A 26,266-nucleotide genomic window follows, 5' to 3' on the forward strand; every position below is an offset into this window, starting at 1 on the left:
TCCGAACGCCACCTCCCGGTGGACCGCTGGGTCAAGCCCCAGGAATTCGTCGACCTCGCCACCGAGGCCGAGGAAATCGGCTTCCTCGGCGTCATGTCCGGCCCGCTCGTCCGGTCCTCCTACCGCGCCGGACGCCTCTGGGCCACCGCAATGCGCAAAAAGGGCTGGGAAATCCCCGCAGAACTCGCCCACATCGAAAGCTCAGGCACCACCCGCCAGGAAGCCAGCTCCCTGATCGCAGCGCACTCCGGCGCCTGACACTGAAGAGGATCAAACATGTTCCCCACCCGACTTGAGATCATCCCTTCCGAGGGCATCGTCGAAAATATCCGGGCCGCAGTGCCATTGACCACCACCCTCACCATCACGTGCCTGCCGCATCACGGCATCGAGCGGACCATGCGCGCCGCCGTGCAGCTGAGCATGCTTGGCTACTCCGTCATCCCGCACCTCGCGGCGCGGAGCCTGCAGGACCGGGCCGAGCTCACCGGCATCCTGCGCGACTGCACGGTTGCCGGCATCGGCGAGGTGTTCGTCATCGGCGGAGACCGGAAACAGCCGGCCGGCCCGTACGATTCCGCCCTTCCCGTGCTGGAAGACATCGCGCAGCACTCCGGAGGCACGATCCGGGCAGGGATCGCCGGCTACCCGGAGGGTCACCCCTTGGTTGGCCCCGTGGACCTGCTCGACGCCGTGCTCGCCAAACAGCACCTGGCTTCGCACGTCGTCACGCAGATGTGCTTCTCCGCGTCGGCGATCCATGACTACGCGGCGCTCCTGCGACGGGAAGGCATCCGGCTGCCTGTCTGGGCGGGGGTAGCGGGGTCCGTCCCGCGGACCAAGCTGGTGTCCCTTGCCTCGCAGATCGGCGTCGGAAGTTCCTTGAAATTCCTGAGCCGCAAGGGCCCGTTGGCCCGCAAACTCCTCAGCGGCGACCGCTATTCGCCACAATCCCTCGTGTCCGGGCTGGAAAGCCATCCAGGCAGCATCGCGGGCGTTCATCTCTACAGCTTCAACAGCCTTGAGTCAGTTCCCGGCGGACTGGATCAGGCGACAACCTCAACAGCACTCCAGACAGCATTGATTCGAGGAGCAGCACGTGACAACTAAGACCCTAAGCGCCCAGGAAACGCCACACCTTGAGCGGCAGCTCAGCAACCGGCACATCCAGCTGATCGCCATCGGCGGCGCTATCGGCACCGGCCTCTTCATGGGGTCAGGCAAAACCATTTCAGCGGCGGGCCCGTCCGTCATCTTCGTCTACATGATCATCGGCTTCATGCTGTTCTTCGTGATGCGGGCCATGGGCGAACTCCTGCTGTCCAACCTGAACTACAAGTCTTTCAGCGATTTCGCCGCAGATCTCCTGGGTCCCTGGGCCGGGTTCTTCACCGGCTGGACGTACTGGTTCTGCTGGGTGATCACGGGAATTGCGGACGTCATCGCCATCGCCGGCTACTCGAAGGAGCTCTGGCCAGCGCTACCGCTGTGGATCCCGGGACTGGCCACCATAGCCATCCTCCTGCTCCTTAACCTCACCACGGTGAAGGCGTTCGGCGAGACGGAGTTCTGGTTCGCACTGATTAAGATCATCGCCATTGCGGCATTGATCGTGGTGGGCCTGTTCATGATTTTCAGCGGATTCCAGTCCGACGCCGGCCCCGCCTCGTTCACTAACCTCTGGAGCCATGGCGGCTTCTTCCCGAACGAGTTCATGGGGTTTGTGGCCGGTTTCCAGATCGCGGTCTTCGCCTTTGTTGGCATTGAACTGGTGGGCACGACGGCTGCGGAAGCCAAGGATCCGGAGAAGAACCTGCCCAAGGCCATCAACTCCATCCCCATCCGCGTACTGCTGTTCTACGTCGGAGCCCTCATCATCCTGATGTCAGTCACCCCCTGGACCCAGTTCCAGGCAGGCCGCAGCCCGTTCATTGCCATGTTCTCGCTGGCCGGCCTGGGCGCTGCCGCCACCGTGGTGAATCTGGTGGTGCTCAGTTCGGCCATGTCCTCGGCCAACTCCGGGATCTACTCCACGTCGCGCATGGTGTACGGCCTGGCCCAGGAGGGTGACGCCCCATCGGTCTTCAGCGGCCTGTCCCGCCGCAAGGTCCCGCAGAATGCCCTGTTCCTGTCCTGCGTCCTGCTGCTCTCCGGCGTGGTGCTGATGTATGCGGGACAGGACATCGGCAAGGCCTTCGACATGGTCACCACGGTGTCTGCCGTCTGCTTCGTTTTCGTGTGGTCCATCATCCTGGCCAGCTATCTGGCCTTCCGCCGACGCCGCCCGCACCTGCATGATGCCTCGAAGTACCGGATGCCCGGCGGCATCCCCATGGTTTGGGTGGTCTTCTCCTTCTTCGCCTTCGTCCTGTGGGCACTGACCACGCAGCCGGATACGCTGCTGGCGCTCCTGGTGACGCCGGTGTGGTTCCTCCTGCTCGGCGTCGCGTGGTTCTTGCTGCGCCGGCGCCCTGCACACCTGGCCCGCTATGCGACGTTTCAGGCCGAACTCAGCCAGGACCTGGATCGCGAGGAATCAGAAACGGCATCGTGATGTAAATTGCATTGAGGTGAGACACGCAGACCAGAAATGAGGCCATGTCATGCTCCGCCTGAAACGCCTCGCAGTATTCTGCGTTTTCACCATCGCCGTCGTCACCGGGCTCCTCTACTGGGTGCTCCATCCGTCCGGCGCGGCAGCGCCCTGGGGCCAGTTTCCGCCGCCGCAATCAGGTGCCAAGCTCTCGATGCTGTCCACTATCAGCACCCCTGCCGTGGACATCACGGAGGGCCCGGTCGACGCCCAGTGGCTGGAGCAGTCCGCGGCGCAGACCGGGATACCTGCCAGGGCGCTCCAGGCCTACGCGGCAGCAGCCGAACGGGCCAACGCCGACGCGCCGGCGTGCCGGATCGGCTGGAACACTGTGGCAGCTATCGGCTTCGTCGAGTCCGCCCACGGTAGTCACGGAGGCGGAAGCCTGACGCCCGCCGGGCAGGCGAACCGGACAATTATCGGCCCCAGCCTCAACGGCGACAGTTTCGCGGCCATCGCTGACACGGACTCCGGTGCATTTGACGGCGACGCTGTCTGGGACCACGCGGTCGGACCAATGCAGTTCATTCCCTCGACCTGGCAGCAGGCAGGGCGCGACGGGAACGGAGATGGGGAAGCCGACCCGCTGAACATCGACGATGCCGCACTCAGTGCCGCCGCATACCTGTGCGCCGGCGGCCGGGACCTCACCACCGACCGGGGGTGGGCGGACGCCGTCCTCTCCTACAACCAGTCCGATTCCTACCTGCGCCAAGTGCGAGACCAGGCCAACGTGTACGACGCACAATCGGCCCCCACCGGCTAACTCCACCGGTCTTTTCGATCTACGGCGGGGGACTCAGCATCGCTGCGGCCCGTGACACCATCGACTGTGAAGCATACATTTCAAAACGGAAGGAACTCGACATGGCCGGGACAGCAGAGGCGTTCGACAAGGACTACTGGGAACAGCATTGGAAACAGGCCCACGACGCACCGCCGGCAGATCCGAAAGTGATCGCCGCCAACCCCCATCTGACCCGTGAAACGAGCGGACTCGCACCCGGCACAGCGCTGGATGCCGGATGCGGGACAGGGGCTGAAGCAACATGGCTGGCCTCGCACGGCTGGCAGGTCACCGGTGCCGACATTTCCGCAACGGCTATCGCCCAGGCAACCGAGCGCGCCGCAAGGGAGTCTGTGTCCGACAGGGTGACCTGGGTCGAGGCGGACCTCACCTCCTGGGAACCGGACGGCCGGTTCGACCTCGTGACCACCCACTACGCGCACCCGGCGATGCCGCAACTGGCCTTCTACGAACGCATCTCGGAATGGGTGGCCCCAGGGGGAGCGCTGTTGATCATCGGGCACCTGCACGACCCCGCCTCCACAGGGCACGGACACCACCCTCCCGCCGAGGCGACCGTCACGCTCGCGGACATCACCGGGTGCCTGGATCCGGGTGCATGGAGCATAGAGAGTGCCGGGGAGCACAGCCGTAAGCTCCTCGGTCCCGGCGGGCGGCCCTTTTCCCTGCAGGACGTCGTTGTGCGGGCCACCCGGCTCGTTGCAGAGGCGAATATTTGACGCTCCGTTGATTAAGTTCACGACCTAGCGTCCGCGCGCCGTGACACGGGAATTGAGACCATGGATTGCGGGCCAAATGGCCCGCAGTGTCACTAGACTCGGGCCATCAGTTCACGTTTGGGGCCGTGGAAGTGTGCCCTGGCGGTCCGTGCACCACCGGCTTCGTGAGGGCTCAAATGGCATCTAGGGATCCAGCGGAGGCCTTGCCTCCCGTCATCGTCTACGCCGCGCTGAACCCGGGTGCGCCAGTCAGGGAAACGTCCGTGGCCCCGATGCTTAACGCCGGCCTCAGCGCCGCTGAAGCAGCCGGGGTGACCACGCAGGTAACCGATGAAAATGGATGGAACTGGGGAACGAAGACGGCGGTGGCCATGGCGGCCCTGCTGGTCGTTGTCAATTTCTTGCCTGCACAGCTTTCACCGGGATGGCTGGACACCTTGCCTGAGTGGGCGTTCTATGTATACCTGTTTGGGCTGATGCCGGCGTTCGCGTTGGCGGGGATGGTGACGGCCAGGATCCGGGGCGGCCGGTATCGGCGCTGGCTCGTGAGGGCTCAAGAGGTGGGTGCTGAGTGTGGGGACAGGCTTGTCTATCTGGGGGACGTTGAGGGCGAAAACCTTCAACACACGACAGAGCTGATTCAGCGGGTACTGAAAGCAAGAAAGGCCCTGTTGACCGGCCGGGCCGCGGCGGGTGAAGCGGAAGTGAAGGTGATGGCTGCCCTCGCGTCGCTCGCCGAGTACCTCACACACCCCGCACCGCAGCCGCTTCCGGCAACGGCCGGGATGCCGGCCAGTGCCGTCCGCGAGCTGGAGGAGCACCAGACCGAGACAGCGGAGTCGCTGCGCGCCACGACCACGCGGATGTCGTCGGCTCTGGAGGATCTGGAGTTCCTGGCCGGAACGGCGAGCGGCAGCAGGGCTCACAAGAGGTTGACCAGAGCGACGTAACTCAGCATGCCCGGGCCCACAGGAGCGCCTACAGCCCCTAGGACGCCATGGCCTTGCAGCGGCTGGCGTCAACTTATGTTGACGCCACGGGACTCGTCAACTAATGTTGACGCATGGAGGTGGAGCGGATGAAAACGCTGGTGGCATCGATGGACGGGAAAGGTCCCGCTGAGGCCTTATACGCCGTGGCGGAGCTGCAGAAGGAAGTCGGACGCACCGAAGCCTCGTTGGTCCGCAAGGCCCGGCAGGCAGGCCTGTCCTGGGAAGCGATCGCGCTGTGCCTCGGGGTCAGCAAGCAGGCTGTCCACCGCAAATACGGAAAGCAGTAACGTTTTCCTTCAGCAAGCAGCTACTGACTGTTCATCTTTGGATGCCAAGGGTAGCGATGAGGTCTTCGTGGAGCTCGAACCAGATGCGGTGGAAGGAGTCCCGGTCTGTGGCGGTGAGCCAGGCAGGCTCTGTCGCAGCATTTGTGAGGGCCAGCTCGAGGCGGTTGGCGTAGCCGCTGAACCGCGGCAGCACCGGGGTCAGGCGGGCTTCCAAGCCACGCAGGGACGTCAGGGCCCGAGCCAAGGTTTGGCGCGTCTGTTCGTCAATCCCCTCCGGCCGATGCTCGTCGGTGAGCCGCTGCAGCTGGATCTTGCTGCAGGCCGTTACAACATCAGTGTTCAAGGACGCAAAGTCCGAGTGCACGCCGGAGACGGCTGTACGACCGGCCGCCGCGTTCAGCTCCGCCGCCAGCAGCCGTTCGTTTTCAGCCCTTCCGGCGATAGTCAGGGACCACCCCCGGGTTCCCCCGAAGGCGGAGCGAAGTGCCCACCCGTTGGCACCTGCCTCGATAAGGCAATCTTCGACGTCGGCCGGATCCTGTCCGAACCGCTCGGCGATCGGTTCGGTGCCGGCGAATCCAAGCAGCCGCACTGCGTGGAGCGTGAGCTGCATGGATTGCTGCTGCGGGCTCATCAGGAAGTTGTTCCGGTAGTCATAGGTTTCTCGCAGACGGTTCCATAAGTTCCGTCCACTACGAGGGTTGTTCCGGTTGTGATGCGGGTCAGGGCGTCGGTGACCCCCAGAACGGCCGGGATGCCGTACTCGCGGGCAACGATGGCCGCATGCGACAGCGTTCCCCCTGTTTCCGTGATGATCGCGCAGGCGACCGCAAAGAGGGGTGTCCAGGCCGGATCAGTGGTGCGGCAGACCAGGACGTCGCCGGGCCTCACAGCGGAGAACTCGTCGATGTTGTGAACGGTCCGAGCGGTGCCGCATGCAGTACCCGGGCTCACCCCCGTACCAGTGAGGACGTCGCTTGAGATTTCCATTCGTTCCTTTCCCGTTCGGGTGCCAGATGTAACTTCCAGATGAGCCGCCCGCTCCCGCACCGCAGTCTACCCAGCCTCGACGTCCGGCAACGCTGCTGTAAGGCAAAAGTTTTTCGGGCCGGTGTTTATCCGAGCCGGAGTCCTCCTCGCAGCCGAGGGCCTCGACGATCCGAAAGAGGGCGTCGTGGTGGACTTCACCGGCGAAACCCCGGTGGTCACCGACGGGCCCTACGGCGAAACCAAGGAGCTGTTCGGCGGCTACTACATCCTGGATGTCGCCTCGAAGCAGGAAGCCATCGAGTGGGCCAAACGCGCACCCATGACGGCTGGAACCAAGACGGAAATCCGCCGGGTACCTTCGATTGACGAGTTCCCGCAGGACAACGAATGGATCCAGAAGGAACGCGCCTGGCGCGAGCAGACCGGCCAGCTCTGAACCGGCCGGCTCAGATCCGCCAGTGAGCAGCAACGAGGCAAGGGCCGCCGTCGAAGCGGTGTGGCGCAGTGAGTCCGCCCGCATCGTCGGCGCCCTTGCCCGCTATACGGGCGATTTCCCGCTGGCCGAGGACCTCGCACAGGAAGCGTTAGCCGAAGCCCTGGTCGCCTGGTCGGTGAACGGCGTCCCCGCCGAACCGGTGGGTTGGCTGCTGACCACCGGCCGGCGTCGTGCCATCGATACGTTCCGGCGCCGCGCCGCCCGGGACGAAAAGTACGCGCTCCTGGCCACGGACCTCGCCGAGGAGGCGCCGGGCGCGGATTCCCTGTTCGATCCCGCCGCGATCGACGACGACGTGCTGGCCCTGATGTTCGTCTCCTGCCATCCGGTGCTCTCCAAGGAAGCGCGGATCGCGCTGACGCTGCGCGTTGTGGGCGGCCTGGGCACCGACCAGATCGCCAAGGCGTTTCTGGTCCCCGTGCCCACCATCCAGGCACGCATCACCCGTGCCAAGAAGACACTGGCCGCCGCCCACGTTCCCTTCGCAGTCCCTGAACCGCACGAGAGACCGGAAAGGCTCGGCTCCGTCCTCCAGGTGGTCTACCTGATCTTCACGGAAGGCTCCTTTGCGTCCGGCGGCGACTCCTGGATGCAAACGGACCTGGCCAGCGAAGCACGCCGCCTTGCCCGTGTGCTGGTGCGGCTGGCCCCCGAACCTGAGGTCTTTGGCCTGCTGGCCCTGATGGAATTCACTGCAGCTCGTTTCCCGGCAAGGCTCGATGCGGCCGGACGGCCTGTCCTTCTGGAGGACCAGGACCGACGGCGGTGGGACCAGTCCGCGATTCGGCGCGGCCGCGCTGCGCTTTCGACGGCGGCAGCGGCCGGCCGCGGGCTGGGAGCCTACGGGCTGCAGGCTTCCATCGCCGAATGCCACGCGGTGGCTCGGTCGGTTGCGGAAACGGACTGGCAGCGTATCGTCATCCTCTACGAGGCGCTGGGCCGGTTGTCGCCGTCGCCAATTGTCGAACTGAACCGCGCGGTTGCGGTGGCCATGGCCTCGGGTCCGGCAGCCGGGCTGGAACTGGTGGACGTGATCGCGTCCAGCGGCGAACTCAACGGCTCGCACCTGTTGCCGGCCGTGCGGGGCGAGATGCTAAGCAGGCTCGGCCGGCGTGATGAGGCGACATCGGCGCTACAGGAGGCAGCCGGCCTTTGCACGAATGCGGCCGAACGGGCAGCACTTGAACGCAAGATCGACGGGCTTCGGAAGCCGGCGTAGGGTCTTCGTAGGGAGGCGGACAAACCTGTCATCCCGTCCGTGCGGGCCTGAAACGGCAGGCAACAACCTGCGTCAGTGCGCTGGCCGTGTTGGGCGCATGGCTCCCCGGAGCAATACCAATGATCCAGGTGGCCCGCACGTTCCCGGCTTCGTACCAGATGTCGGAATGGCTTTGTCGCTGCTCTCGAGGAAGCACCGTTCTTCCTGCGGCGGAGCGGAAATGAAGCCCGCGGGGTCCTAACGCTGTCCTTCCGTGTACAAGGCGGCCAGTTCGGAACGCGAACTGACGTGGGCTTTTCGGTAAATGCGCGTCAGGTGATACTGCACAGTCTTGACGGAAACGTAGAGCTCAGCTGCAGCAGCCTTGTTGCTTAGGCCGGAGGCGACCAGCCTTGCCACGGCGATTTCCTGATCGGTCAGCTCGTCGAGGAGTTTTGGTGCGCCTGGAGCTGTCAGGGCCGGTGTGCTTTCCCGCCAGTGCTCCTCCGTGCTGACTCCACTGGCGCGCAGTTCACGCGAACATCGATCTGCGTACGCCACGGCACCAAGTACGGAGAAGAGTTCGCGCGCTTGGATCAGCACGTCGGCCGCTTCCCGCCGCTTTCCGGCGCGCCGAAAGGACTGGCCGTAGGCGAAGAGGATCCGGGCCCGCGCGTAGGGCATCGGCAGTGTTTGAATTTTCGCCAGGCCGTCGTGGAAGCTGAGGCGGGCAGCATCGAGGTCGCCCGTGGCCGCGTGGATCCTGCCGCGAACGTAAGCCAGCCGTGCCTGTGTTGACCTGTGTTGGCGCTTCTCGGCAAGAAGCTCAAGAGGGCGAAGGAATTGTCCGGCTTCCTCCACCCGTCCCACCATGACCAAGGCATTGGCGTAGTGGTCCTGCCAGGGCCAGAAACCCGGTTCATCGATTCCGCTGCTGCGTCGCATCCGGACGACAGGTGTCAGAGCCCGGACGACGCCGTCGTAGTCAGCCCTGACCTCGGCCACCTGCGCTTGGGCGATGCTGTAGGGCAGGAGCATTATCGGGTAGCTATCGGTCGCGACGGCGGCCCGCTCCAAGTGATGGGCGGCCGAGTCCCAGTTACCGCGGAGGGCATGGATCTGTGCGCCGCTCCAATGCAGCAGCGGCCTGAGGAGCTCGATGCCGGACTCCTCCTGGACGCTCACGGCATTCTCGACGGTTCGCAGCGCACTGTCCCAGGCACCCAGCGCAAGATCAGTCCTCGCGAGCCAGCCCTGTGCCCACAGGGATATGCGGTGGGAGCCCCGGCGGAATTCCGTGGGCACGGCGCTGGCGAGCTCGCTCCGGGCCTCTTCGGGCCGGTCCATGGCCAGGTGAAGCCAGCCTTTGCCCATGTTGATCCGCTGTTGCTGCGCGCTGTTCTCGGTGAGCCGTTCAACTACGCGGTAGCTCTCCTCCGCCTCGCGGAACCGGCCCATGGCCCCGAGCCCGAGTCCTTCAATGGCGCGGGCCTCGATCGCCGCCGGGCTTTCTACGGGCGCAATGCTTTTGGCCCGGACGGCCCAGGTCACCAGCTCCCGTCCATCGAACCGGGCCAGGGAGTGAAGCACCTGTCGCTGGCATATTTGAGCTGCAGTCCCCGGATCTGTGGCGGTGTCCACGGATTTCCACGCCTTTTCGAGTAATGCATCTGCCTCGGCAGAGCGGCCAAAGAGAATCGCAAGATACGCGCGCACCGCATCGCCCTGCGGGCCCGGTGCCAGGCCTTCCACCGCCGCCGAGGCGCGTGGCAGCTGTCCGGCGCCCACCATGGCGTCCACGGCCCTCACGAGAAGGGATTGCCGTTCCTCCCGTACAGGGTTGAGCCGGGAAGCCTGGGAGTACGCTTCGGCGGCGGATCCCCAGGCGCCGGTTGCTGCGAAAGAGGCGGCCGCCACCTCCAGTTCCGTCGCCAGTGACGCGTCAGGCAGCAAGGCCGCCGCAGCCCGGTGCCGCAGCTGTTCGTGGGGTAGGGGAGTCAGGCGGGCGGCCGAGGAATGCAGCGCGGCTCTGCGTCCGGCCGTCAGGTTCTGATAGGCCGCAGCCCACACCACGGGTAGCGGGAACTGAAGCGTGGTCTCTGCAGCGTCGGTGGATAGTTCAAGCAGACCCGCTGCCCCAAGCGCGTCGATGGCAGGGAGGACATCCGGAACTGACGCCAGGTCTGCTGCCTGGGAAAGCGGGGAGCAGAAGCCGAGTACGGCCGCCGCCTCGGCAAGCCGGAGGGCTGCCGGCGGCAGAGCGGCCAGTTTCATACTGACGGACGCCGCCAGTTCGGCGGGGACCGGCAAGACCTTCCGTCCGGTTGACCAGGCGGACGGAGGGAACTGTTCCAGGAGTGGCCGGACCAGCCCCGGCCGGCCGCCGGTGTGCTCGATGAGGCTCCTGGCGGCAGCCACGGATAGTTCGGATCCGCCGGTGCCATGAATCTGCCGGGCAATGCGCTGCACGTCGCCCGGAGTCAGCGGCCCCAGCTTTATGGTCTGAGCCGCGGGAAAGCTCAGAAGTCCGGCGGCGGCATCATCCAGTTCGCTCAAGGTTGGGTCCGTTGAGAATATGGTCAGCAACGCGATCGGCTGCACCCTGCGCAGGAAATGCAGCAGGGCCCGCAGCGATGCCCGGTCTGCCCACTGGAGGTCGTCGATCCAGAGAATCAGTGCATGGGTGGTCTCGCCGGCCAGACGTGATATTCCAGCAAGTAGGGCGTCTCCGAACCCGCCGGGCCGCTCCGGGATTCCAGCTTTCGGCAACAGGCGGGGCCCGAGAAGGAGCTGCCGGATGAGCCCGAAGTCACTGTCGCGTTCCCAGCGGGCTCCTGCAGCCCGGAGGACTGTTGACCCGTTACCCGCCCTGGCATCCAGCCGGAGGAAGTGTTCCACAAGGGAGGTCTTGCCCAGGCCCTGGTCACCGCGGATGACGGCGACTCCCGGGGCTCCGGAGCGCACAGAATGGAGCAGGTCCTGCAGTTGCTGTAGCTCGGCGGTGCGTCCGGCATAGAAGTCAGCGTCGTTGGCGGGCATCGTTTCCAAGTGTACGACTACGCCGGGAGCCGGACCTGATCATTGTGCCGGACGTTGTTGCCGGCCTGTTGGTGCTGGCGGACGAACATTGTGACCATGCCGCCGGCAAGGGCCACGCCGGCGAAAACGAAGAACGCTGCGTTGCTCGGCAACTGGGCGCTGATCAGGAACCCACCGACCAGCGGACCCCCGATCCCGCCCAGGCGGCCAAAGCCCGCGCACCATGCGACGCCGGCTGTCCGCGCCGGCGTGGGGTAGTAGTTGGATACGAAGCCGTAGACAAGAACCTGCGTGCCGAGGCTGCCCACGCCGGCGAAGGCCACCGCAATCAGCAGCACGGGCAGGGGGAAGCCCAGCGTGAGCAGCACCAGGGACACCGCGGCGATGACGAAGGTGGTGGACACGACGGCTTTGGGCCCAAACCTGTCTGCGGTTCGCGATGCCAGAAGGCCGCCGATCACGGCGCCGGCGTTGAGGGCCAGCAGGAAGCTCAGCGAGTAAGTCTTGCCGTAGCCATGCTGTCCCATGATTTCCGGGAGCCACGTGTTCAGGCCATACGTGAGCAGCAGGCCACAGAAACTCATGCATCCCAGAAGGATGGTGGGCTTCCGATAGTTCCCGGAGGCAAGAGCAGCGAATCCTGCGAGGGGGCGTCCGTCCTTGCGCACCGCATCCGGTGGCTCCACGGTAAGGCGGGACCGCCCGGCGGACGGGCCGCCGCCGGACGTTCCGTCGTGGAGCGGAATGCCGGTCTTTGCGGAGAGAGTAAGCGCCTGTTCTGTGCGGCCGCGCGCCAGCAGCCAGCGGGGTGACTCCGGCAGCTTCACGAGTGCCAGCGGAAACAGGATGACGAGCGGCAACGCACCGATCAGGAACAGTCCGCGCCAGTCAACGATGCCGTTCAGCACAATGGCCAGCAGGGAAGCGAGTAACCCGCCTGCGGGCACGCCGGAGTAGACAATCGCGTTGTAGAAGTTTCTTTTGCCGGCTGGCGCAAACTCCGCGACGACGGCTCCCGCCGTGGCAACGAGTGCGCCCACGCCGATCCCGGTGAGGAAACGAAACACGCCGAACACCGGGACGGCGGTGGCCAGCGACGTGAACGCCATGCCGAGGGAGAACCAGACGATATTGATGAGCATGAGTTTCCTGCGGCCCAGGAAGTCACCCACGGCGCCGGCGGCCAGTGCGCCCACCATGACCCCCATGAGCGCGTAGCTCCCCAAGGCTCCGGCTTGGGCAGCATCCACCGGACCGAGCTGGCCGGGGTCGCGCAGCAGCGTCGAGACGACGGTTCCGTAGACAACCAGGTCGTAACCGTCAAAGAGCAACGCTGCGGCCGCGATGGCCATCACCCACCGGACTGTTTTGGTGCGGGTCGCGTCAGCTGACACGGCCGTGGTTGATGCGTTCAGAGCGTTCATGGAGGGCTCCATTGGCCTGGGCCGCGACGTTGCGGCCGGTTGGTACTGCAGGTGGTTGTGCCAGCGTGGCTGGCGGCTTAGCCGAGGTCGCCGCCGGCGACGGCGAGCACGCTGCCGGTGATATAGGAGGCTTCGTCGGAGGCCAGGAAGGCGATCGGGCCGGCCTGCTCGTCGAGTGTTCCGTACCGTTTCATGAGGGACGATCCGATGGTCTGGTCGACGATCTGCTGGTACCAGGCCTTCTCCGTTTCTCCCTCTGGCCGGGGGCCACGTGCCACCTGGCGCGGCGGTGCTTCCGTGCCGCCGGGCGCTGTAGCCACCACGCGGATCCCGTACGGGGCGGCTTCCAGGGCGAGGGCTCCGGTGATGGCCTTCACGCCGCCCTTAGCGGCAGCGTAGGGAACCCGGTTGACCCCGCGTGTTGCAACGGAGGCGACGTTGACGATGACGCCGGATTGCTGCCCGATCATGTGCGGAAGGACGGCCCGGCAGGTCCAAAGAGTGGGGAAGAGCGACCGCTGGATTTCCTTGGTGATCTCGTCGGGCGTGTAGTGCTCGAACGGTTTGGCCCAGATGGTGCCCCCCACGTTGTTGATCAGGACGTCGATGCGGCCGTGAAGCTGCAGTGCCTCGGTGATGGCGCCGTTCGCACCTTCGTAGCTTTCCAGGTCGGCGGTAAGGCCGACGGCGGTCCCGCCGTCGGCCTGATGTTCGGCGGCCAGGGCAGTGGCCGCGTCCCGGACGAGTGCGGCGCGGTCCACGAGGACGGTGTGGGCGCCCTCCGCGGCAACCCGGGATGCCACGGCGTGGCCGATGCCCTGGGCGGCGCCCGTGACCACGACGACTTTCCCGGCGAAGCGGCCCGGGCTGATGGTCCGGGCCCTGCCGGTTTGCAGACCGCCGGCTCCGGGGCTGACCGGGTTCAAGCGGACGCCCCTGCCAGTGCCGGTGCCGTCGCGGTGCTGCCGACGGCAAAGCGTTCGTAGTAGAAGTTGGCGGGGGTGATGCCCTGGGTGTCCCAGTACTTGCGGACGGCATCCACCATCGCCGGCGGGCCGCACAGGTACACGTCGACGTCGCCGTCGTTCAACTGGGCGGCGGTGATGTACTGGGTCACATAGCCCTTGTTCGGGGCTGCGCTTTCGGGGTCTGCCACGCAGTAGTCAAAGGTGAAGTTGTCGATGGCTTCTGCGTAATGCTGGAGTTTGTCGAGCTCCACGAGGTCCTTGTCGAAGGTGACGCCGTAGGCCAGGTGGACGGGGTGGGCCGGCGCTTCTTCAAGTCCCGTGGCGATCTTTTCCAGCATGGACAGCAGCGGTGCGATGCCGGTGCCGCCGGCCAGCATCAGGACTGGACGCTTGATGTCCCGGAGAAAGAAACTCCCCATGGGGCCGGTCAGGGGCAGTGCATCGCCGACGGCGGCCCGCTCCTTGAGGTAGGTGGTCATGGCCCCGTCGGGGGCGGTGCGGATGAGGAAGCGCAGCTCGTCCGCCGATGGGCCGCTGCTGAACGAGTACGACCTCACGGCCTCGGTGCCGGGCACCGCGAAGTTCATGTACTGCCCGGGCAGGAACTTCAGGTCCCCGCGGTTCTCCAGCGCCAGGGTAAAGGCGGCGGTGTTGTCCGCGAACCAGGTCAGCTCCTTGACAGTAGCCTCGAAAGTGGTTGCGCCCACCTTGGCCATCTCGGATGTGCCGGCTATCTGCAGGACGAGGTCGGTCTCCGGGACCATCTGGCAGGGGAGGCAGAAGCCCTTCTCGGCTTCGTCCTCGGTGAGGGCTTCATCGATGTAGTCGCCGCCGTCGTACTTTCCTGATTCGCAGAAGGCCTTGCACGTGCCGCAGGCACCGTCACGGCAGTCGAACGGAATATTGATCCGTGATTTGTAGGCGGCGTCAGCCACCGTTTCGTTGGGGTTGGCGGTGACAAAGCGGGTGACTCCGTCTTCGAAGCTGAGGGCAATCTGGTAACTCATGGGGGTCTCGATTCCAGTCGTTCGGAAGTTAGATGTGGTAGATGTCCACGACGTGGTGGATGTAGTCGTTCTTCAGGACGACCTTCTTCTTCGTGATGACAGGCTGTGTACCGGAGAAGTCAATGGTGTAGAAGGAGGTTCCGAAGTACGGATCGATGTTCTGGTAGCGGTAGTAGAGCGTGTGCCAGTTGAAACGGACGTCTACTTCGCTGCCGCGCCACCCGATGATCTCCACGTTGGTGATGTTGTGGCCGGTCCGCGGTTCGGGCAGGCTGGTGGCGCTGGAGCGGTCCGTCTTGATGCGGAAGACGCGGTCTTCGAGTCCGCCCCGGTTGGCGTAGTAGATCAGCGAAATTTCACTCTGGGGATCGCTGGTGAGCTGGTCGTCGTCGGCCCAGGCAGGCATCCAGAATTCGGCTTCCGGGTGGTAGCAGTCCAGCCAGCGGTCAAATTCGCGGTCGTCCAGGAACCGCGCTTCCCTGTAGAGAAAGGAATGTATTTCTTCAAGGGTGGCGGGTCTGTTTGTAACGGCGGGCGTAGATACGGCGGTCTGGCCGGTGGCGTCGATGGTCTGTGTCATGGGGTTCTCCTCGGGTCCGGTAGGGCCTAGTTCTGGGCGGCGAGTGCTGCTTCTTCGGCGGCGGCCGCCTTGCGCATCGTCTCCACCCAATAGCCGTGCTGGATGGGATACAGGCCCTCGTCTTCCGTCCGGGCACCGCTGGAAATCGGTTTGAGTCCGACCTTGTCCGCATTGGCGTCCGGGCCCGTGATCTGATGGGTGACGCCGCGGCTGAGGTCGTTCCAGGGTGCTGCCGTGGCAAGGTAGGTCTTCTGGCAGGAGCGGAACTCCTCCAGGTCGTCAGGCGTGGCCATGCCGGAAGCGTTAAAGAAGTCCTCATACTGGCGGATGCGGTTGGCCCGGGCCTCGGCACTTTCCCCCTTCGGCGCAATGCAGTAAATGGTCACCTCTGTCTTGTCGACGGAGATGGGACGGAAGTGCCGGATCTGCGAACCGAACTGGTCCATCAGGTAGACGTTGGGGTAGAGGCAGAGGTTGCGGGAGATGTTGATCATCCAGTCCGCCTTTGCCTGGCCGTACTTTTCCACGAGTTCGTCTCGCCGGTCGAACAGCGGCCGGTTGCTGGGATCCAGCCATTCGGTCCAGAGCAGCAGGTGGCCGTGGTCGAAGGAATAATAGCCGCCCTTTTGCTTGGCCCAGCCCCCGGCATCCATGTTCTTGGTTTCGTTGGCTGACTCGCCGGTAGTGCGGCGGGCTGTGGTGGCGGCATAGTTCCAATGCGTCGCGGAGACGTGGTAGCCGTCGGCGCCGTTCTCAGCCTGGAGCTTCCAGTTGCCGTCGTAGGTATAGCTGGAGGCGCCGCGGAGTACTTCCAGGCCGTCGGGGGACTGGTCCACGATCATGTCGATGATCTTGGTGGATTCGCCAAGGTGTTCTTCCAACGGCTTCACGTCCGGGTTGATGCTGCCGAACAGGAAACCACGGTAGCTCTCGAACCGTGCAACCTTGGTGAGGTCGTGGGACCCCTCCTTGTTGAACTGTTCCGGGTAGCCGGCCTCGCGGGGATCCTTGACCTTGAGCAGCTTGCCGGTGTTGTTGAAGGTCCAGCCATGGAAAGGACAGGTGAATGTGGTGCGGTTGTCAGTCTTGCGCCGGCACAGCATTGCCCCGCGGTGGCTGCACGCGTTGATCAGTGCGTTCAGTCCGCCCTGCTTGTCCCGGGAGATGATGATCGGCTGGCGGCCGATGTACGTGGTGAAGTAGTCGCCGACGTTGGGGATCTGGCTGTCGTGCGCCAGGTACACCCAGTTGCCTTCGAAAATGTGCTTCATTTCCAGGTCGAAAAGCTCCTCATCCGTGAAGATGCTGCGCTTGGCGCGATACACGCCGTTCTCGTGGTCCTCGATCAGGGCCTGGTCCAGGTGGGCCCGGATGCCCGCCAGCGTCTCTGTCATATTGGCTCCTATCAGTGTCCGGGCGGCGTTGCCCGTATATCGGGCTGCGTTGCCCGTGCGGACCTGCCGATCGTTCGGCCGGTCGATGAATGCACTCCACCCTGCCAGCCCGTGGGCCACGTCACACTGGGGCTTTGCCTAGTACGGCCTAGGTACCTATTCAGATGCTTTGAGTCTGAATGACGACTATTTAGGTCTTTGTGGAATACCAAATTCCGGCCTACGCTGTTGAAGGGACAACCACCGGGTGAGGCAGAACACAGGAAAGGGCAATGCGCCATGGAGCTACGGCATTTGCGCTACTTCGTCGTAGTCGCCGAAACGTGTCACTTCGGCCAGGCTGCCGAGCGCCTGAAGATGGCCCAGCCGCCGCTGTCGCAGCAGATCCGCCAGCTGGAGGCTGAGCTGGGAGCGGAGCTGTTTGCGCGGACCACCCGGAGCGTGAAGCTGACCCCGGCCGGTGAAGCGTTTTTCGAGGATGCGCAGCGTATCCTCCGGAACGTCGAGGAAGCCGCCCGGAGGGCACGGCAGTTTGCCGAAGGCAAAGCGGGGACTCTTCGCATCGGGTTGACGGGCACGGCCTCCTACACCCAGCTTCCGGCTCTGGCGCGGCTGGTGAAGGAACACCTGCCGGATGTCGTGCTGGACATCCACACGGAGATGCTGACGCCCGCCATTGAGCTGGCCCTCGCCGCAGGCGAAATCGACGTGGGCGTGCTGCGGCCGCCCGCGAGCGAACCGTCACTGACAGTGCGGGCCATAGCCCGGGAGAATTTCGTGGTGGCCCTTCCTGCCGGTCACCGCCTCACGTCGGCTGACACTGTGACCGTCGGGGAACTGCGTGCCGAGGACTTCATCATGTATCCGGCCGCCTCCCGGTCAGTCGTCAACGATGCCGTTATCCGCGCGTGCCGTGCGGCTGGCTACCACCCCAACGTCGCGCATGAATCCGCAAAGACCTCGACGCAGCTGTCCCTCGTCGCGGCAGGTCTCGGCGTCGCCGTCCTTCCGGAATCCGTCCGAGGAATCGCTCTCACCGGAGTGCAGTACCGGACAGTATCCGGGGCGGAACAGGTCGAGCTCGCGGTGGCATGGCGCCGCCCCAGCGAGTCACCGCTGGTAGACGCCTTCCTCGCCACCCTGGAAGACAACCGCGTTTTCCTGGAACCAAGCTACTCCGGAGGACTTCCGTGAAAATCATTTCCATCGAGGCGATTCCGTTCGCCATCCCTTACCTCAAGCCCCTGCGCTTCGCCAGCGGCGAGGTGCACACCGCGTCACACGTCCTGGTCCGCGTCCGGACTGATGACGGTTTCGTCGGGTTTGCCGAAGCGCCCGCCAGGCCGTTTACCTACGGCGAAACGCAGGAATCCATCGTGGCGGTGATCACGACGCTCTTCGCGCCCCAGATCACGGGCATGTCCATCCTTGATCGGGAACAAGTGCATGCCGTTATGGACAGGACGGTTGGCAACCCGACGGCCAAGTCCGCCGTGGACATGGCCATCTGGGACGCCATCGGCAAGACCCTCGGGCAGCCGGTAACAGCCCTGTTGGGCGGCTTCTCGGACAGCATGCGCGTCAGTCATATGCTCGGCTTCGCCGAACCCGCAAAAATGGTGGCCGAGGCGGAGCGCATGCGCGACACCTACGGGATTACCACGTTCAAGGTGAAAGTGGGCCGCAGGCCGTTTGGGCTGGATGTGGCTGTTTGCCGCGCGCTCCGCGAGGAACTCGGTCCGGACATCGAACTGTATGTCGACGGAAACCGCGGCTGGACGCCGTCGGAATCCCTCCGCGCCCTCAACGCCATGGCGGATCTTGACCTGACTCTTGCTGAAGAGCTGTGCCCGGCCGACGACGTCCTCGGCCGGAAGTGGCTCGTGGAGCGTTGTCCTGTCCCGTTCGTGGCAGACGAAAGTGCCACCAACCCAGGACAGGTGACGCGCGAACTGCTCAGCGGAGCCGCCAATGCCGTCAGCATCAAGACAGCCCGCACCGGTTTCTCGCACTCCCAGCGCGTGCTGTTCCAGTGCGACGGACTGGGTGCCGAGGTGGTGATGGGCAACCAGATCGATGGCCAGCTCGGAACCCTGTGCACGGTCACGTTCGGTGCGGCCTTCCAATCCACCACCCGGCGGGCGGGGGAGCTCTCCAATTTTCTGGACATGAGCGATGACCTCCTGGCCGTCCCCCTGGAAATCGTGGACGGCAGGCTTGCGGCGCGCCAGGTCCCCGGCATCGGAATCGACATAGATCCCGAGAAGCTGGCCAAGTACCGGCTCGACGTCGACAACTGACCTTCCCGGAACACAAACCCAACCCCACAGCGCCGGCAACGAGGCAGGCGCCCTTCAGAAAGTGAGTCAATGATGACAACCCAGCACACCGAATTTGAGGCCAAAGCCGCAGAGTCCGGCAGCGCTGCCACTGAACGTTTCCGTGAGAGCGGCAAGACGGCGGCGCTGGCAGTTCCGAAAGAGCGGGTCTCGCTGCTGGCCAACGAAGTCCTGGGCGCGGTTTACGAAACCATCCGCAAGCACAAGGTGACTTATGACGAATTCAACGCCCTCAAGTCCTGGCTGATCAGCGTGGGCGAGGACGGCGAATGGCCGCTCTTCCTGGATGTCTGGGTGGAGCACGTTGTGGAGGAAGTCTCCACGGAGGACCGCGAGGGCAACAAAGGCACCATCGAGGGTCCGTACTATGTTCCGGGTTCGCCGACGCTCGAAACTCCGGCCACGCTGCCCATGCGTGACGGCGAAGGCGGCACGCCGCTGCTGTTCCAAGGCCAGGTCCGCGCCGTCGACGGCAGCCCGCTATCCGGCGCCCACGTGGAAATCTGGCATGCAGATGACAACGGTTTCTACTCCCAGTTCGCGCCGGGGCTTCCCGAATGGAACCTGCGCGGCACGGTCGTGGCGGACGCCGAGGGTATCTTCGCCCTGAACACCGTGCAGCCCGCGCCGTACCAGATTCCCACCGACGGCGCCTGCGGCAAGCTGATCGCCGCGGCCGGCTGGCACGCCTGGCGCCCGGCCCACCTGCACCTGAAGGTGTCTGCTCCCGGGTACCAGCTGCTGACCGCGCAGCTCTACTTCGAAGGTGACCAGCACCTGTCCGACGACATCGCCTCGGCGGTCAAGCCGGAACTCGTCCTTAGCCCCACCCCGCGCACCGGGGGTGCGGGCAACGAAGTCACCTACGACTTCGTGCTCGACGCCGACCTCGCCTAAGCCAGAGCGCCAAGCTCGAGACGCGAACAAAGGACCAGACCATGCTTTTTGCAGTCCGTATGAACGTCACCATCCCCCAGAACATGGAAGAACACGCAAAGACACAGCTGCTGGCCGAGGAAAAAGCCTATTCGCAGGAACTGCAGCGCACGGGGGAGTGGCAGAACATCTGGCGGTGCGTGGGCGAGTACGCGAACATCAGCATCTTCGATGTTGCCGGTAATGAACGCCTGCACGAGATCCTGTGGGGACTGCCGCTCTTCCCTTACATGAAGATGGACATCACGCCGCTGGCAGCCCATCCCTCGGACATTGCACTGGTCTCAGGTCCGGGGGTATGACCGGGTTCACCGCCGCAACCAAGAACGGCCGGGCCGGCTTCACCTGCCAGTCTTTCTCGTCCCTGTCGCTGGAACCGGCACTGGTGGCGTTCAGCCCGGCACGGACCTCGAGTACCCGCGGTGGCCCTGGGCTCCAACGAACGACGTGAGTGCCTCCACGACGAACTCGTGGTCGGCCTTCTGCGGCAACCCCGAAACTGTCACGGTTGCCACGTGCCCGGTGCCCTTTACGTATATCGGGAAGGCACCGCCGTGGGGCGCGTAGCGTGTCTGGTCGAACCAGCCGTTGTCCTCCAGGGTTCCCCCGCCAATCCTGCCTTTGAGACCGACCAGAAGCGACGGTTCGGCATACCGCTCCGCCGTCCTGCTCTTTTTCTCCACCCAGATTTCGTTGTCCGGTGTCGCGCCGGGCAGGGAGACGTGGAAGAGGATGTGTTCGTTCCGGCGGATGTCGATGGCGACCGGGAGTTTCCGCCCTGTAGCCATCTCCACCAGCAACAGGCCAAGAGCGAGGGCATCGGATTGGCTGAAACTGCCCAGCTGTAACGCGCGGACTTCACCTTCGATGCGTGCGATCAGCGACCGTAGCGCCGGCTCGGACTGCCTGTCGGGGGAGTCCGGGTCGAATTCTGCCTGTGCTGCGGCCGTAGGAGCGGCGGGTTCGGGGACCATAAGGATCATTTCCTGTCTTTGGCCGTCGCGGCGGTTCCCGGAGGGGATACCGCACGGCGTGGTTACGTCCGGGGCCGCCAGGTGGCCGTGGAGGACCGGATCTTGAGCTGGGGCTGGATGAGGGTCTGTTGGGTGGGCATGTCTGCGTTCCCGTCGGAGAGGCGGGACATTAGCATTTCGGTGCCTTTCGCCCCGATCTCCTGGGGGAATCCGGCCACGGATGTCATGGGAGGAACCTGGCTTGCGGCGATGCGGGTGTCGTCGAAGGATGCCACCGCGAGGTCGCGGCCGGGCTCCAGCCCCCGGCGCCGCATCTCGTCGTAGACACCCTGGGCGACGGCGTCGTTATAGGCGATGATCGCGTCGGGAAGTTTTCCCTGGTCGAAGAGCCGGCCCACCGCGGCGGCGCCCCCTTCGGGGGTGATGGGGCTGCGGAACTCGTCCGTGCTCCACACCTCGCAGCCATTGGGTTCAAGCGACGCCCGCAGGCCTTCCTCCCGTTCGGCGAGGGATGATGCCGCCAGGCCACCGAGGAACGCCACGCTCCGGCAGCCCAACGCCGAGAGGTGACCTCCGAGCATGGATGCCCCCTTGACGTTCTCACTGCCGACGTAATCGAAGCCGGCGAACCGGCGTGCGAGCAGAACCACCGGGACGTTGGCGGCATTGACCTGCTTGGCGAGCTTTTCCGGGTCCGTGTCCGGCGCCGGCAGCAGGAGGATCCCGTCGACCTGGCGTTCGATCATGGAAGAGATGATTTCATGCTGCCGGTCAGCATGGTCCCGGCTGTAGCCGATGAAGATGGTGTAGCCGGAGTCATGGGTGATCTGGTCCACGGCCATCGCCAGCTCGGCGAAATAGGGGTTGATGATCTCGGTGACGATGAGCCCGATGGTCATCGACCGGCTCTGCCGCAGGTTGGCAGCCTGCCGGTTGTACACGTAGCCCAGATCGTTCATCGCTTCGCGTACCTTGGCCGCTGTGGACTCAGGGATGCGGGAGCTGCCGCGAACGACAAGGGAGGCCGTGGAACGGGAGACGCCGGCAGCCTTGCTCACGTCTTCTAGGGTGATGCGCGGGGCCATGCTGTAATCCTGCCGGTGGGTCGATAGGCGGAGAAGCGGCGCTCCCCGCGTCTCGACTTTATCAATCCTTTCCCGCGGAGAGCCGCTGGACGCCCGGGTCGCGGGTGGCGAGGATGGTGTCCGCGACCCGGAGGGCGTTGGCCGCGATGGTCAGGGCCGGATTGAGGGCAGCCGATGAAGGAAAGAAGGAACTGTCCACGATCCACAGGTTGTCCAGGTCATGGGCGCGGCAGTCCGGACGGAGAACGCTGCTGGCGGGATCGTCTCCTGCCACGGCCGTTCCGCATTGGTGGGAGTTGGTTTCGATGCCCATGCGCTCACTGAGGATGACCGGATACCCGGCCTTCCGGACGGCATTGCGGATCCGGCGGACCAGTTCCTTGTGGGGCCCGAGGTTGTTCGGCTCCCACCAGACGTGGATGTTTCCGTTGACCAGGTTGATGCCGTTGCTCTTCCGCGGCAGGTCCTCGGTGGTCAGGTAGATGTCGATGCTGCGGTCGGACAAGCCCTTCAGCAGCCAGGATGGCGCCCAGGGTTTGGCCATCTTGAGCATGCTGGCGCGCAGCTTTCCGAGCATCTGCAGGTTTCCCAGCGGGTATTTGTTGGTGGGTCCGGCTTCATACCAGTCGTTGAGGCCCAGGGTCTTCTGCCACAGCGTGCGGTTGACCCTGAACGGGTTGATGCCGATGAAGAAGGTGCTGTTGTGCACCATGTAGTTCCGGCCCACGAGTCCGGAGGAGTTGGCCAGGCCCCGGGGAAACTCCGGCGTGGCCGAGCCCAGCAGGAGCGCTGCTGAGTTCACGGCGCCTGCGGCAAGGATGAACTTGTCGGCTTCGATGCGGATGAGGCGGTCATCACGTTCAGCCAGGGCGGCGACGATGGTCCGCCCGTCCCGTCCTGGGATGAGGCGGATGACCCTGGCATCCGTCATGAGATCTACCCCAGCCGCAAGGGCCGGGTCGATGGCGATCCTTTCGGCGTCGGACTTCAGTCCGGCTGCGTTCGGGGCGCCGTCGCTGGTGGCGCAGAGGGCGCGCTTTTCCGGAGTGTCGGCGTCGAGGCCGTTGGCCATCCGGAAGGGGTGCAGGCCTTGACGGCGGAAGGAGTCGGCAAGGTCCTGGATGACCGGTTCGTGGTCCAATGCCGGGAACGCGTAGGCCCCCGAATGGGCGGGCTCGGTGGGGTCTTCGCCGATCTGGCCACGGACCCGGAACAGCTTCTCGGCCCGCGCGTAGTAGGGCTCGAGGTCCTCGTAGCTGAACGGCCATGCCGGGGAGGTCCCATCCTGGTGCGTCGTCTCCTCGAAGTCGCTGGCGCGGAAGCGCGGCAGGCAGGCGCCGTAGACCTTGGTGCAGCCTCCCACCCAGTAGTAGACGCCGGGCTTGAAGGCTTCGCCGGTACGGCCGTTATACCAGGTGTCGGCATTCTTGTACCGGCCCTTGAGGTACACCTCGTCCAGGTCGGAGTTCTGCGGCTCCGCAGGAAGGCGGTGGCCGCGTTCGATGATCAGCACCTCGGCCCCGGAGTCCTTCAGTGCGTACGCCATGGTGCCGCCGCCCATGCCTGATCCGATGATGGCGATGTCGGTCCGGATCACCTCGTCCGGGCGCGCAGGCTCCGCCGACACTCCCGGACAGGGCGCCTCGTCAATGGTTTTCCGCGACAGGGTAGTCACCGGCCTCTCCGGCCTTCGTCGAACTGCTGGATCTGGTCGATGGTGTCCAGGAACCAGTAGTCGCCCCACATCACGGATTCGTCGACGCCCAGGTCCTTGCCCTCATGGTAGCTGCCGTGCTTGAGCACGCCTTCCCAGTCCTCGCCCGGCCCGGCAAGGACGTCGTCCTCGGTCAGGCGAAGCAGGATGTCCACCGCGTAGTCCGCATAGACCTGCGCTTTGGTGCGGTCCTGGACGAGGCCGGCGAGCTGCCAGAAGCCTCCCGCTGCGGCGGCAGCCGCGGACGTTTCGTAGGGCCGGGCGGGGTTTGGTTCGTCCCAGTCGTTGGGCGGCACGAGGCGGTCGCCGGTCCTTTCGATGTAAAAGTCGGCGGCGGCGATGGCTGTTTCGAGGAAGCGCAGTTCGCCGGTGAAGCGGTAGACGGTGCCGAAGCCGTAGAGGGCCCAGGCCTGTCCGCGGGCCCAGGATCCTTCGTCGGAGAATCCCTGTTGCGTGGTCTGCTTCAGGAAGGCGCCGGTTTCCAGGTCGAACATGCCTTCGTGGGACGCGGAGCCGTCGCCGCGCATGAGGAACCGGCGGGTGGTCAGGCAGTGGTCCACGGCTTTGCGGGCCATGTCCTGGTCACCGGTCTGTTGTGCTGCGTAGAGCGCCATGTGGATGTTCATCATGATGTCGATGAACAGGCTGTCGGGCTGGCGGAAGCTGGGCATGTACCGGCCGGTTTCCCGGTAGCGGCTGGCGGTGGTGCGTCCGGCCTCGATGACGACGTCGCGCTTGGTGGTGTCCCCCGTGGCTTCGTACCAGCGCCGGTAGGTGGACCAGAAGAGGAAGCCCAGGTCATGGACTGTGTCGTCGCTTTTCCGTTCTTCGATGAGCTCGGAGTAGTGTTCGGCGGCGCTGCGGTAGCGGGCGCGGTCGGCGTCGCCGGCCCGGCGGGAGAGCATCCAGAGCTGGCCGCCGAGGAAGCCTTCGCACCAGTTGGTCCATGCCTCGCCGTCGACCACCCATTTGCCTTCCTCGGTGTACAGCGGGAACCGGTCCGGGTGTCTGGTGATCAGTCCGTCCAGTTTCGCTGAGGCGGTTTTCCATGCCTTGGCGGCTGCCTCACGGAACGCTGCCGGCACTTTATACCCGGCAGGGAGGGTGAGGGGGAGCATGGTCGGCAGCACTTCCGCGGTGGCGTTCGCGGGGGCTGCGGCGGTTGTGGTTGTCATGTTCGTTTCTTTCAGGGGTTTGGGGTCTTAGCGGCGGGCGGCGTCGGGGGCGTCGACCCAGCGGTTTTCGCGGATGCCGACCTGGAGCTGGATGGTTTTCAGTTCGCTGAACTCTGCGAGCGCCTGGCGTCCCAGTTCGCGGCCGATGCCGCTGTGTCCATAGCCGCCGAACGGCACTTCGGGGTAGCCGTCCATCCATCGGTTGACCCAGACGGTTCCGGCGCGCAGATCGCGGGCGGCGGTCAGGGCTTCGTTGATGTCGTTGCTCCAGATCCCCGCGGACAGGCCGAACGAGGTGGAGTTTGCGATCCCGATGGCCTCCTCCAGGGTGTCGTAGGGCAGGACGGACAGGACGGGTCCGAAGATCTCCTCGGTGGCGATGGACATCCGGGCGGTCACGTCCGTAAAGACTGTCGGTTGGAAGAAGCGGCCGTTGAGCCCGGTATCGAGCCGGCCGCCGCCGGTGAGCAGGTGGGCCCCGGCGTCGCGGCCTTCGGCCACGTAGCGTTCGACGACGGCGAGCTGGGCGTCGTTGACAAGGGAACCGACGAGGGTGTCTGCCTTGAGCGGGTCGCCTACGCGCATGTGCTTGGCCCGCTCGACGACGGCGGCGGCGAATTCGTCGGCCATGGAACGGTGCACGATGAGGCGGCTGCCGGAATTGCAGCACTGGCCGACGTTGAAGTAGCCGCCGAAGACGCCGGCGTCGACCGCGGCGGTGAAGTCAGCGTTGGGCGTGATGATCTGCGGGTTCTTCCCGCCGAGTTCGAGTTCCACCTTCTTCAGGTCCCGGCCCGCCGCGGCGGCAATTCCCTTGCCCACACCGGTGGAGCCGGTGAAGCTGATCATGTCGATGCCGGGGTGATCCGCGATGGCCGCCCCGACCACGCGGTCGCCCGTGACGATGTTGACGACGCCGGCGGGGAAGCCCGCTTCGCGGATGAGTTGGCCCAGCATGACGGTGGTGGCTGACGTGCTTTCACTGGGTTTGATCACGGCAGTGTTGCCTGCGGCCAGGGCGAAGGGCAGTTTCTGGCTGATGATCAGCAGCGGGAAGTTCCACGGCGTGATCATGCCGACGACGCCGATGGGTTCGTGGACCACCATGGCCAGGGTGTCCCGGCCGAGGGCGTTGTGGGCGTCGCCCTGGGTGTTGCGGGCCAGGCTGGCGGCGTATTCCCACAGCTCGGCGGTGCCGGCGACTTCGTTGCGGGACTGGGTAATGGGTTTGCCGGTCTCCAGGGTCTCGGCCAGCGCCAGCGCCTCGGCGTCGCGGCGGACGAGGTCGGCCACTTTCAGGAGCAGCTTGGACCTCTCGGATCCGCTGGACTGGCGCCAGCCGCGGTCGAGGGCCGTGCGGGCGGCGGTGACCGCACGGTCAACGTCCTCCTGGCCGCCGTGCGGGAAGGAAGTGACCTCAACTTCATGGGCCGGGCTCAGCCGGGTGAAGGTCCGGCCGCTTTGCGCCTGGGCGTCTTCGCCGTCGATGATCATCGGGCGGTAGGTGGGCTCGACGTCGTCGAGCGTGTAGCTCTTGGTTTCCATGTC

General features: G+C 65.1%; 24 protein-coding genes and 3 pseudogenes. 14 read left to right on the top strand and 13 right to left on the bottom strand.

What is annotated here, in order from left to right:
* From AC1DRE_RS00005 to AC1DRE_RS00035, 7 genes and pseudogenes are all read left to right on the top strand, one after another.
* A pseudogene (locus AC1DRE_RS00005) lies at positions 1-258 on the top strand (lipoyl synthase); the annotation flags it as partial.
* 18 nt (positions 259-276) lie between these two features.
* Positions 277-1,110: a methylenetetrahydrofolate reductase gene (locus AC1DRE_RS00010; RefSeq protein ID WP_476982780.1), complete on the top strand. Its 834-nt coding sequence runs from the start codon at positions 277-279 to the stop codon at positions 1,108-1,110.
* The gene (gene cycA / locus AC1DRE_RS00015; protein WP_476982781.1) at positions 1,100-2,554 is read left to right on the top strand and encodes a D-serine/D-alanine/glycine transporter; all 1,455 of its coding nucleotides are present in this window, start codon (positions 1,100-1,102) and stop codon (positions 2,552-2,554) included. Before AC1DRE_RS00010 ends, cycA begins: the two co-directional genes overlap by 11 nt.
* Positions 2,555-2,603: 49 nt before the next feature.
* A complete protein-coding gene (locus AC1DRE_RS00020; protein WP_476982782.1) occupies positions 2,604-3,359 on the top strand; it encodes a lytic transglycosylase domain-containing protein in 756 nt (251 codons plus the stop codon).
* A gap of 101 nt (positions 3,360-3,460) precedes the next feature.
* A complete protein-coding gene (locus AC1DRE_RS00025; protein ID WP_476982783.1) occupies positions 3,461-4,120 on the top strand; it encodes an SAM-dependent methyltransferase in 660 nt (219 codons plus the stop codon).
* 311 nt (positions 4,121-4,431) lie between these two features.
* A complete protein-coding gene (locus AC1DRE_RS00030; RefSeq protein WP_476982784.1) occupies positions 4,432-5,070 on the top strand; it encodes a hypothetical protein in 639 nt (212 codons plus the stop codon).
* 113 nt (positions 5,071-5,183) lie between these two features.
* Complete coding sequence (locus AC1DRE_RS00035) at positions 5,184-5,399, top strand: death domain-containing protein (RefSeq protein WP_104174334.1); 216 nt, start codon at positions 5,184-5,186, stop codon at positions 5,397-5,399.
* Between the two features lie 31 nt (positions 5,400-5,430).
* Here the strand turns inward: AC1DRE_RS00035 and AC1DRE_RS00040 are convergent, their stop codons facing one another.
* Together AC1DRE_RS00040 and AC1DRE_RS00045 are read right to left on the bottom strand one after the other, a co-directional pair.
* Positions 5,431-6,033, bottom strand: coding sequence for a hypothetical protein (locus AC1DRE_RS00040; RefSeq protein ID WP_476982785.1), 603 nt, complete (start codon positions 6,031-6,033; stop codon positions 5,431-5,433).
* Positions 6,033-6,389, bottom strand: coding sequence for a PEP-utilizing enzyme (locus AC1DRE_RS00045; protein ID WP_476982786.1), 357 nt, complete (start codon positions 6,387-6,389; stop codon positions 6,033-6,035). Before AC1DRE_RS00045 ends, AC1DRE_RS00040 begins: the two co-directional genes overlap by 1 nt.
* 112 nt (positions 6,390-6,501) lie before the next feature.
* Between AC1DRE_RS00045 and AC1DRE_RS00050 the strand changes: the two are divergent.
* Positions 6,502-6,825: pseudogene (locus AC1DRE_RS00050) on the top strand (YciI family protein); the annotation flags it as partial.
* Between the two features lie 22 nt (positions 6,826-6,847).
* The gene (locus AC1DRE_RS00055) at positions 6,848-8,104 is read left to right on the top strand and encodes an RNA polymerase sigma factor (protein ID WP_476982787.1); all 1,257 of its coding nucleotides are present in this window, start codon (positions 6,848-6,850) and stop codon (positions 8,102-8,104) included.
* 237 nt (positions 8,105-8,341) lie between these two features.
* Here the strand turns inward: AC1DRE_RS00055 and AC1DRE_RS00060 are convergent, their stop codons facing one another.
* The 6 genes from AC1DRE_RS00060 to benA all read right to left on the bottom strand — a co-directional run bounded on the left by AC1DRE_RS00060 (position 8,342) and on the right by benA (position 16,495).
* Entirely contained in the window at positions 8,342-11,122 is a 2,781-nt protein-coding gene (locus AC1DRE_RS00060) for a helix-turn-helix transcriptional regulator (RefSeq protein WP_476982788.1), read from the bottom strand.
* A 17-nt stretch (positions 11,123-11,139) separates the two neighbouring features.
* Positions 11,140-12,546, bottom strand: coding sequence for an MFS transporter (locus tag AC1DRE_RS00065; RefSeq protein WP_476982789.1), 1,407 nt, complete (start codon positions 12,544-12,546; stop codon positions 11,140-11,142).
* A 77-nt stretch (positions 12,547-12,623) separates the two neighbouring features.
* Positions 12,624-13,472, bottom strand: coding sequence for a 1,6-dihydroxycyclohexa-2,4-diene-1-carboxylate dehydrogenase (locus AC1DRE_RS00070; protein ID WP_476982790.1), 849 nt, complete (start codon positions 13,470-13,472; stop codon positions 12,624-12,626).
* Positions 13,469-14,521: a benzoate 1,2-dioxygenase electron transfer component BenC gene (gene benC / locus AC1DRE_RS00075; protein WP_476982791.1), complete on the bottom strand. Its 1,053-nt coding sequence runs from the start codon at positions 14,519-14,521 to the stop codon at positions 13,469-13,471. Before benC ends, AC1DRE_RS00070 begins: the two co-directional genes overlap by 4 nt.
* Before the next feature lie 28 nt (positions 14,522-14,549).
* Entirely contained in the window at positions 14,550-15,101 is a 552-nt protein-coding gene (benB, locus tag AC1DRE_RS00080; RefSeq protein WP_476982792.1) for a benzoate 1,2-dioxygenase small subunit, read from the bottom strand.
* Positions 15,102-15,127: 26 nt separating this feature from the next.
* Positions 15,128-16,495, bottom strand: coding sequence for a benzoate 1,2-dioxygenase large subunit (gene benA, locus AC1DRE_RS00085; RefSeq protein ID WP_476982793.1), 1,368 nt, complete (start codon positions 16,493-16,495; stop codon positions 15,128-15,130).
* A 279-nt stretch (positions 16,496-16,774) separates the two neighbouring features.
* Here benA and AC1DRE_RS00090 point away from each other — a divergent pair, with 279 nt between their 5' ends.
* The 5 genes and pseudogenes from AC1DRE_RS00090 to AC1DRE_RS00110 form a co-directional block, all read left to right on the top strand.
* On the top strand, positions 16,775-17,689 hold the full coding sequence (locus AC1DRE_RS00090; RefSeq protein ID WP_476982794.1) for a LysR substrate-binding domain-containing protein: 915 nt from the start codon (positions 16,775-16,777) through the stop codon (positions 17,687-17,689).
* Entirely contained in the window at positions 17,686-18,795 is a 1,110-nt protein-coding gene (locus AC1DRE_RS00095) for a mandelate racemase/muconate lactonizing enzyme family protein (protein ID WP_476982795.1), read from the top strand. The genes AC1DRE_RS00090 and AC1DRE_RS00095 overlap by 4 nt, the downstream gene beginning before the upstream one ends.
* 69 nt (positions 18,796-18,864) lie before the next feature.
* Positions 18,865-19,731 (top strand): catechol 1,2-dioxygenase, encoded by an 867-nt coding sequence (gene catA, locus AC1DRE_RS00100; RefSeq protein WP_476982796.1) that lies wholly within the window; start codon positions 18,865-18,867, stop codon positions 19,729-19,731.
* A 41-nt stretch (positions 19,732-19,772) separates the two neighbouring features.
* Complete coding sequence (catC, locus tag AC1DRE_RS00105) at positions 19,773-20,072, top strand: muconolactone Delta-isomerase (protein ID WP_476982797.1); 300 nt, start codon at positions 19,773-19,775, stop codon at positions 20,070-20,072.
* A pseudogene (locus AC1DRE_RS00110) lies at positions 20,069-20,188 on the top strand (flavin reductase family protein); the annotation flags it as partial. The gene catC and the pseudogene AC1DRE_RS00110, both read left to right, overlap by 4 nt.
* Here AC1DRE_RS00110 and AC1DRE_RS00115 read toward each other — a convergent pair.
* The 5 genes from AC1DRE_RS00115 to AC1DRE_RS00135 all read right to left on the bottom strand — a co-directional run bounded on the left by AC1DRE_RS00115 (position 20,163) and on the right by AC1DRE_RS00135 (position 26,263).
* The gene (locus AC1DRE_RS00115) at positions 20,163-20,753 is read right to left on the bottom strand and encodes a heme-degrading domain-containing protein (protein ID WP_476982798.1); all 591 of its coding nucleotides are present in this window, start codon (positions 20,751-20,753) and stop codon (positions 20,163-20,165) included. The pseudogene AC1DRE_RS00110 and the gene AC1DRE_RS00115 sit on opposite strands and share 26 nt — an antisense overlap.
* A gap of 53 nt (positions 20,754-20,806) precedes the next feature.
* Positions 20,807-21,829: a LacI family DNA-binding transcriptional regulator gene (locus tag AC1DRE_RS00120; RefSeq protein WP_476982799.1), complete on the bottom strand. Its 1,023-nt coding sequence runs from the start codon at positions 21,827-21,829 to the stop codon at positions 20,807-20,809.
* Positions 21,830-21,890: 61 nt separating this feature from the next.
* Entirely contained in the window at positions 21,891-23,504 is a 1,614-nt protein-coding gene (locus tag AC1DRE_RS00125; protein WP_476982800.1) for a GMC oxidoreductase, read from the bottom strand.
* Positions 23,501-24,718, bottom strand: coding sequence for a glycoside hydrolase family 88 protein (locus AC1DRE_RS00130; RefSeq protein WP_476982801.1), 1,218 nt, complete (start codon positions 24,716-24,718; stop codon positions 23,501-23,503). The genes AC1DRE_RS00125 and AC1DRE_RS00130 overlap by 4 nt, the downstream gene beginning before the upstream one ends.
* A gap of 27 nt (positions 24,719-24,745) precedes the next feature.
* Complete coding sequence (locus AC1DRE_RS00135; protein WP_476982802.1) at positions 24,746-26,263, bottom strand: aldehyde dehydrogenase family protein; 1,518 nt, start codon at positions 26,261-26,263, stop codon at positions 24,746-24,748.
* Between the last annotated feature and the right edge of the window lie 3 nt (positions 26,264-26,266).

This window comes from Arthrobacter sp. P4_H3 (genome assembly GCF_056400885.1).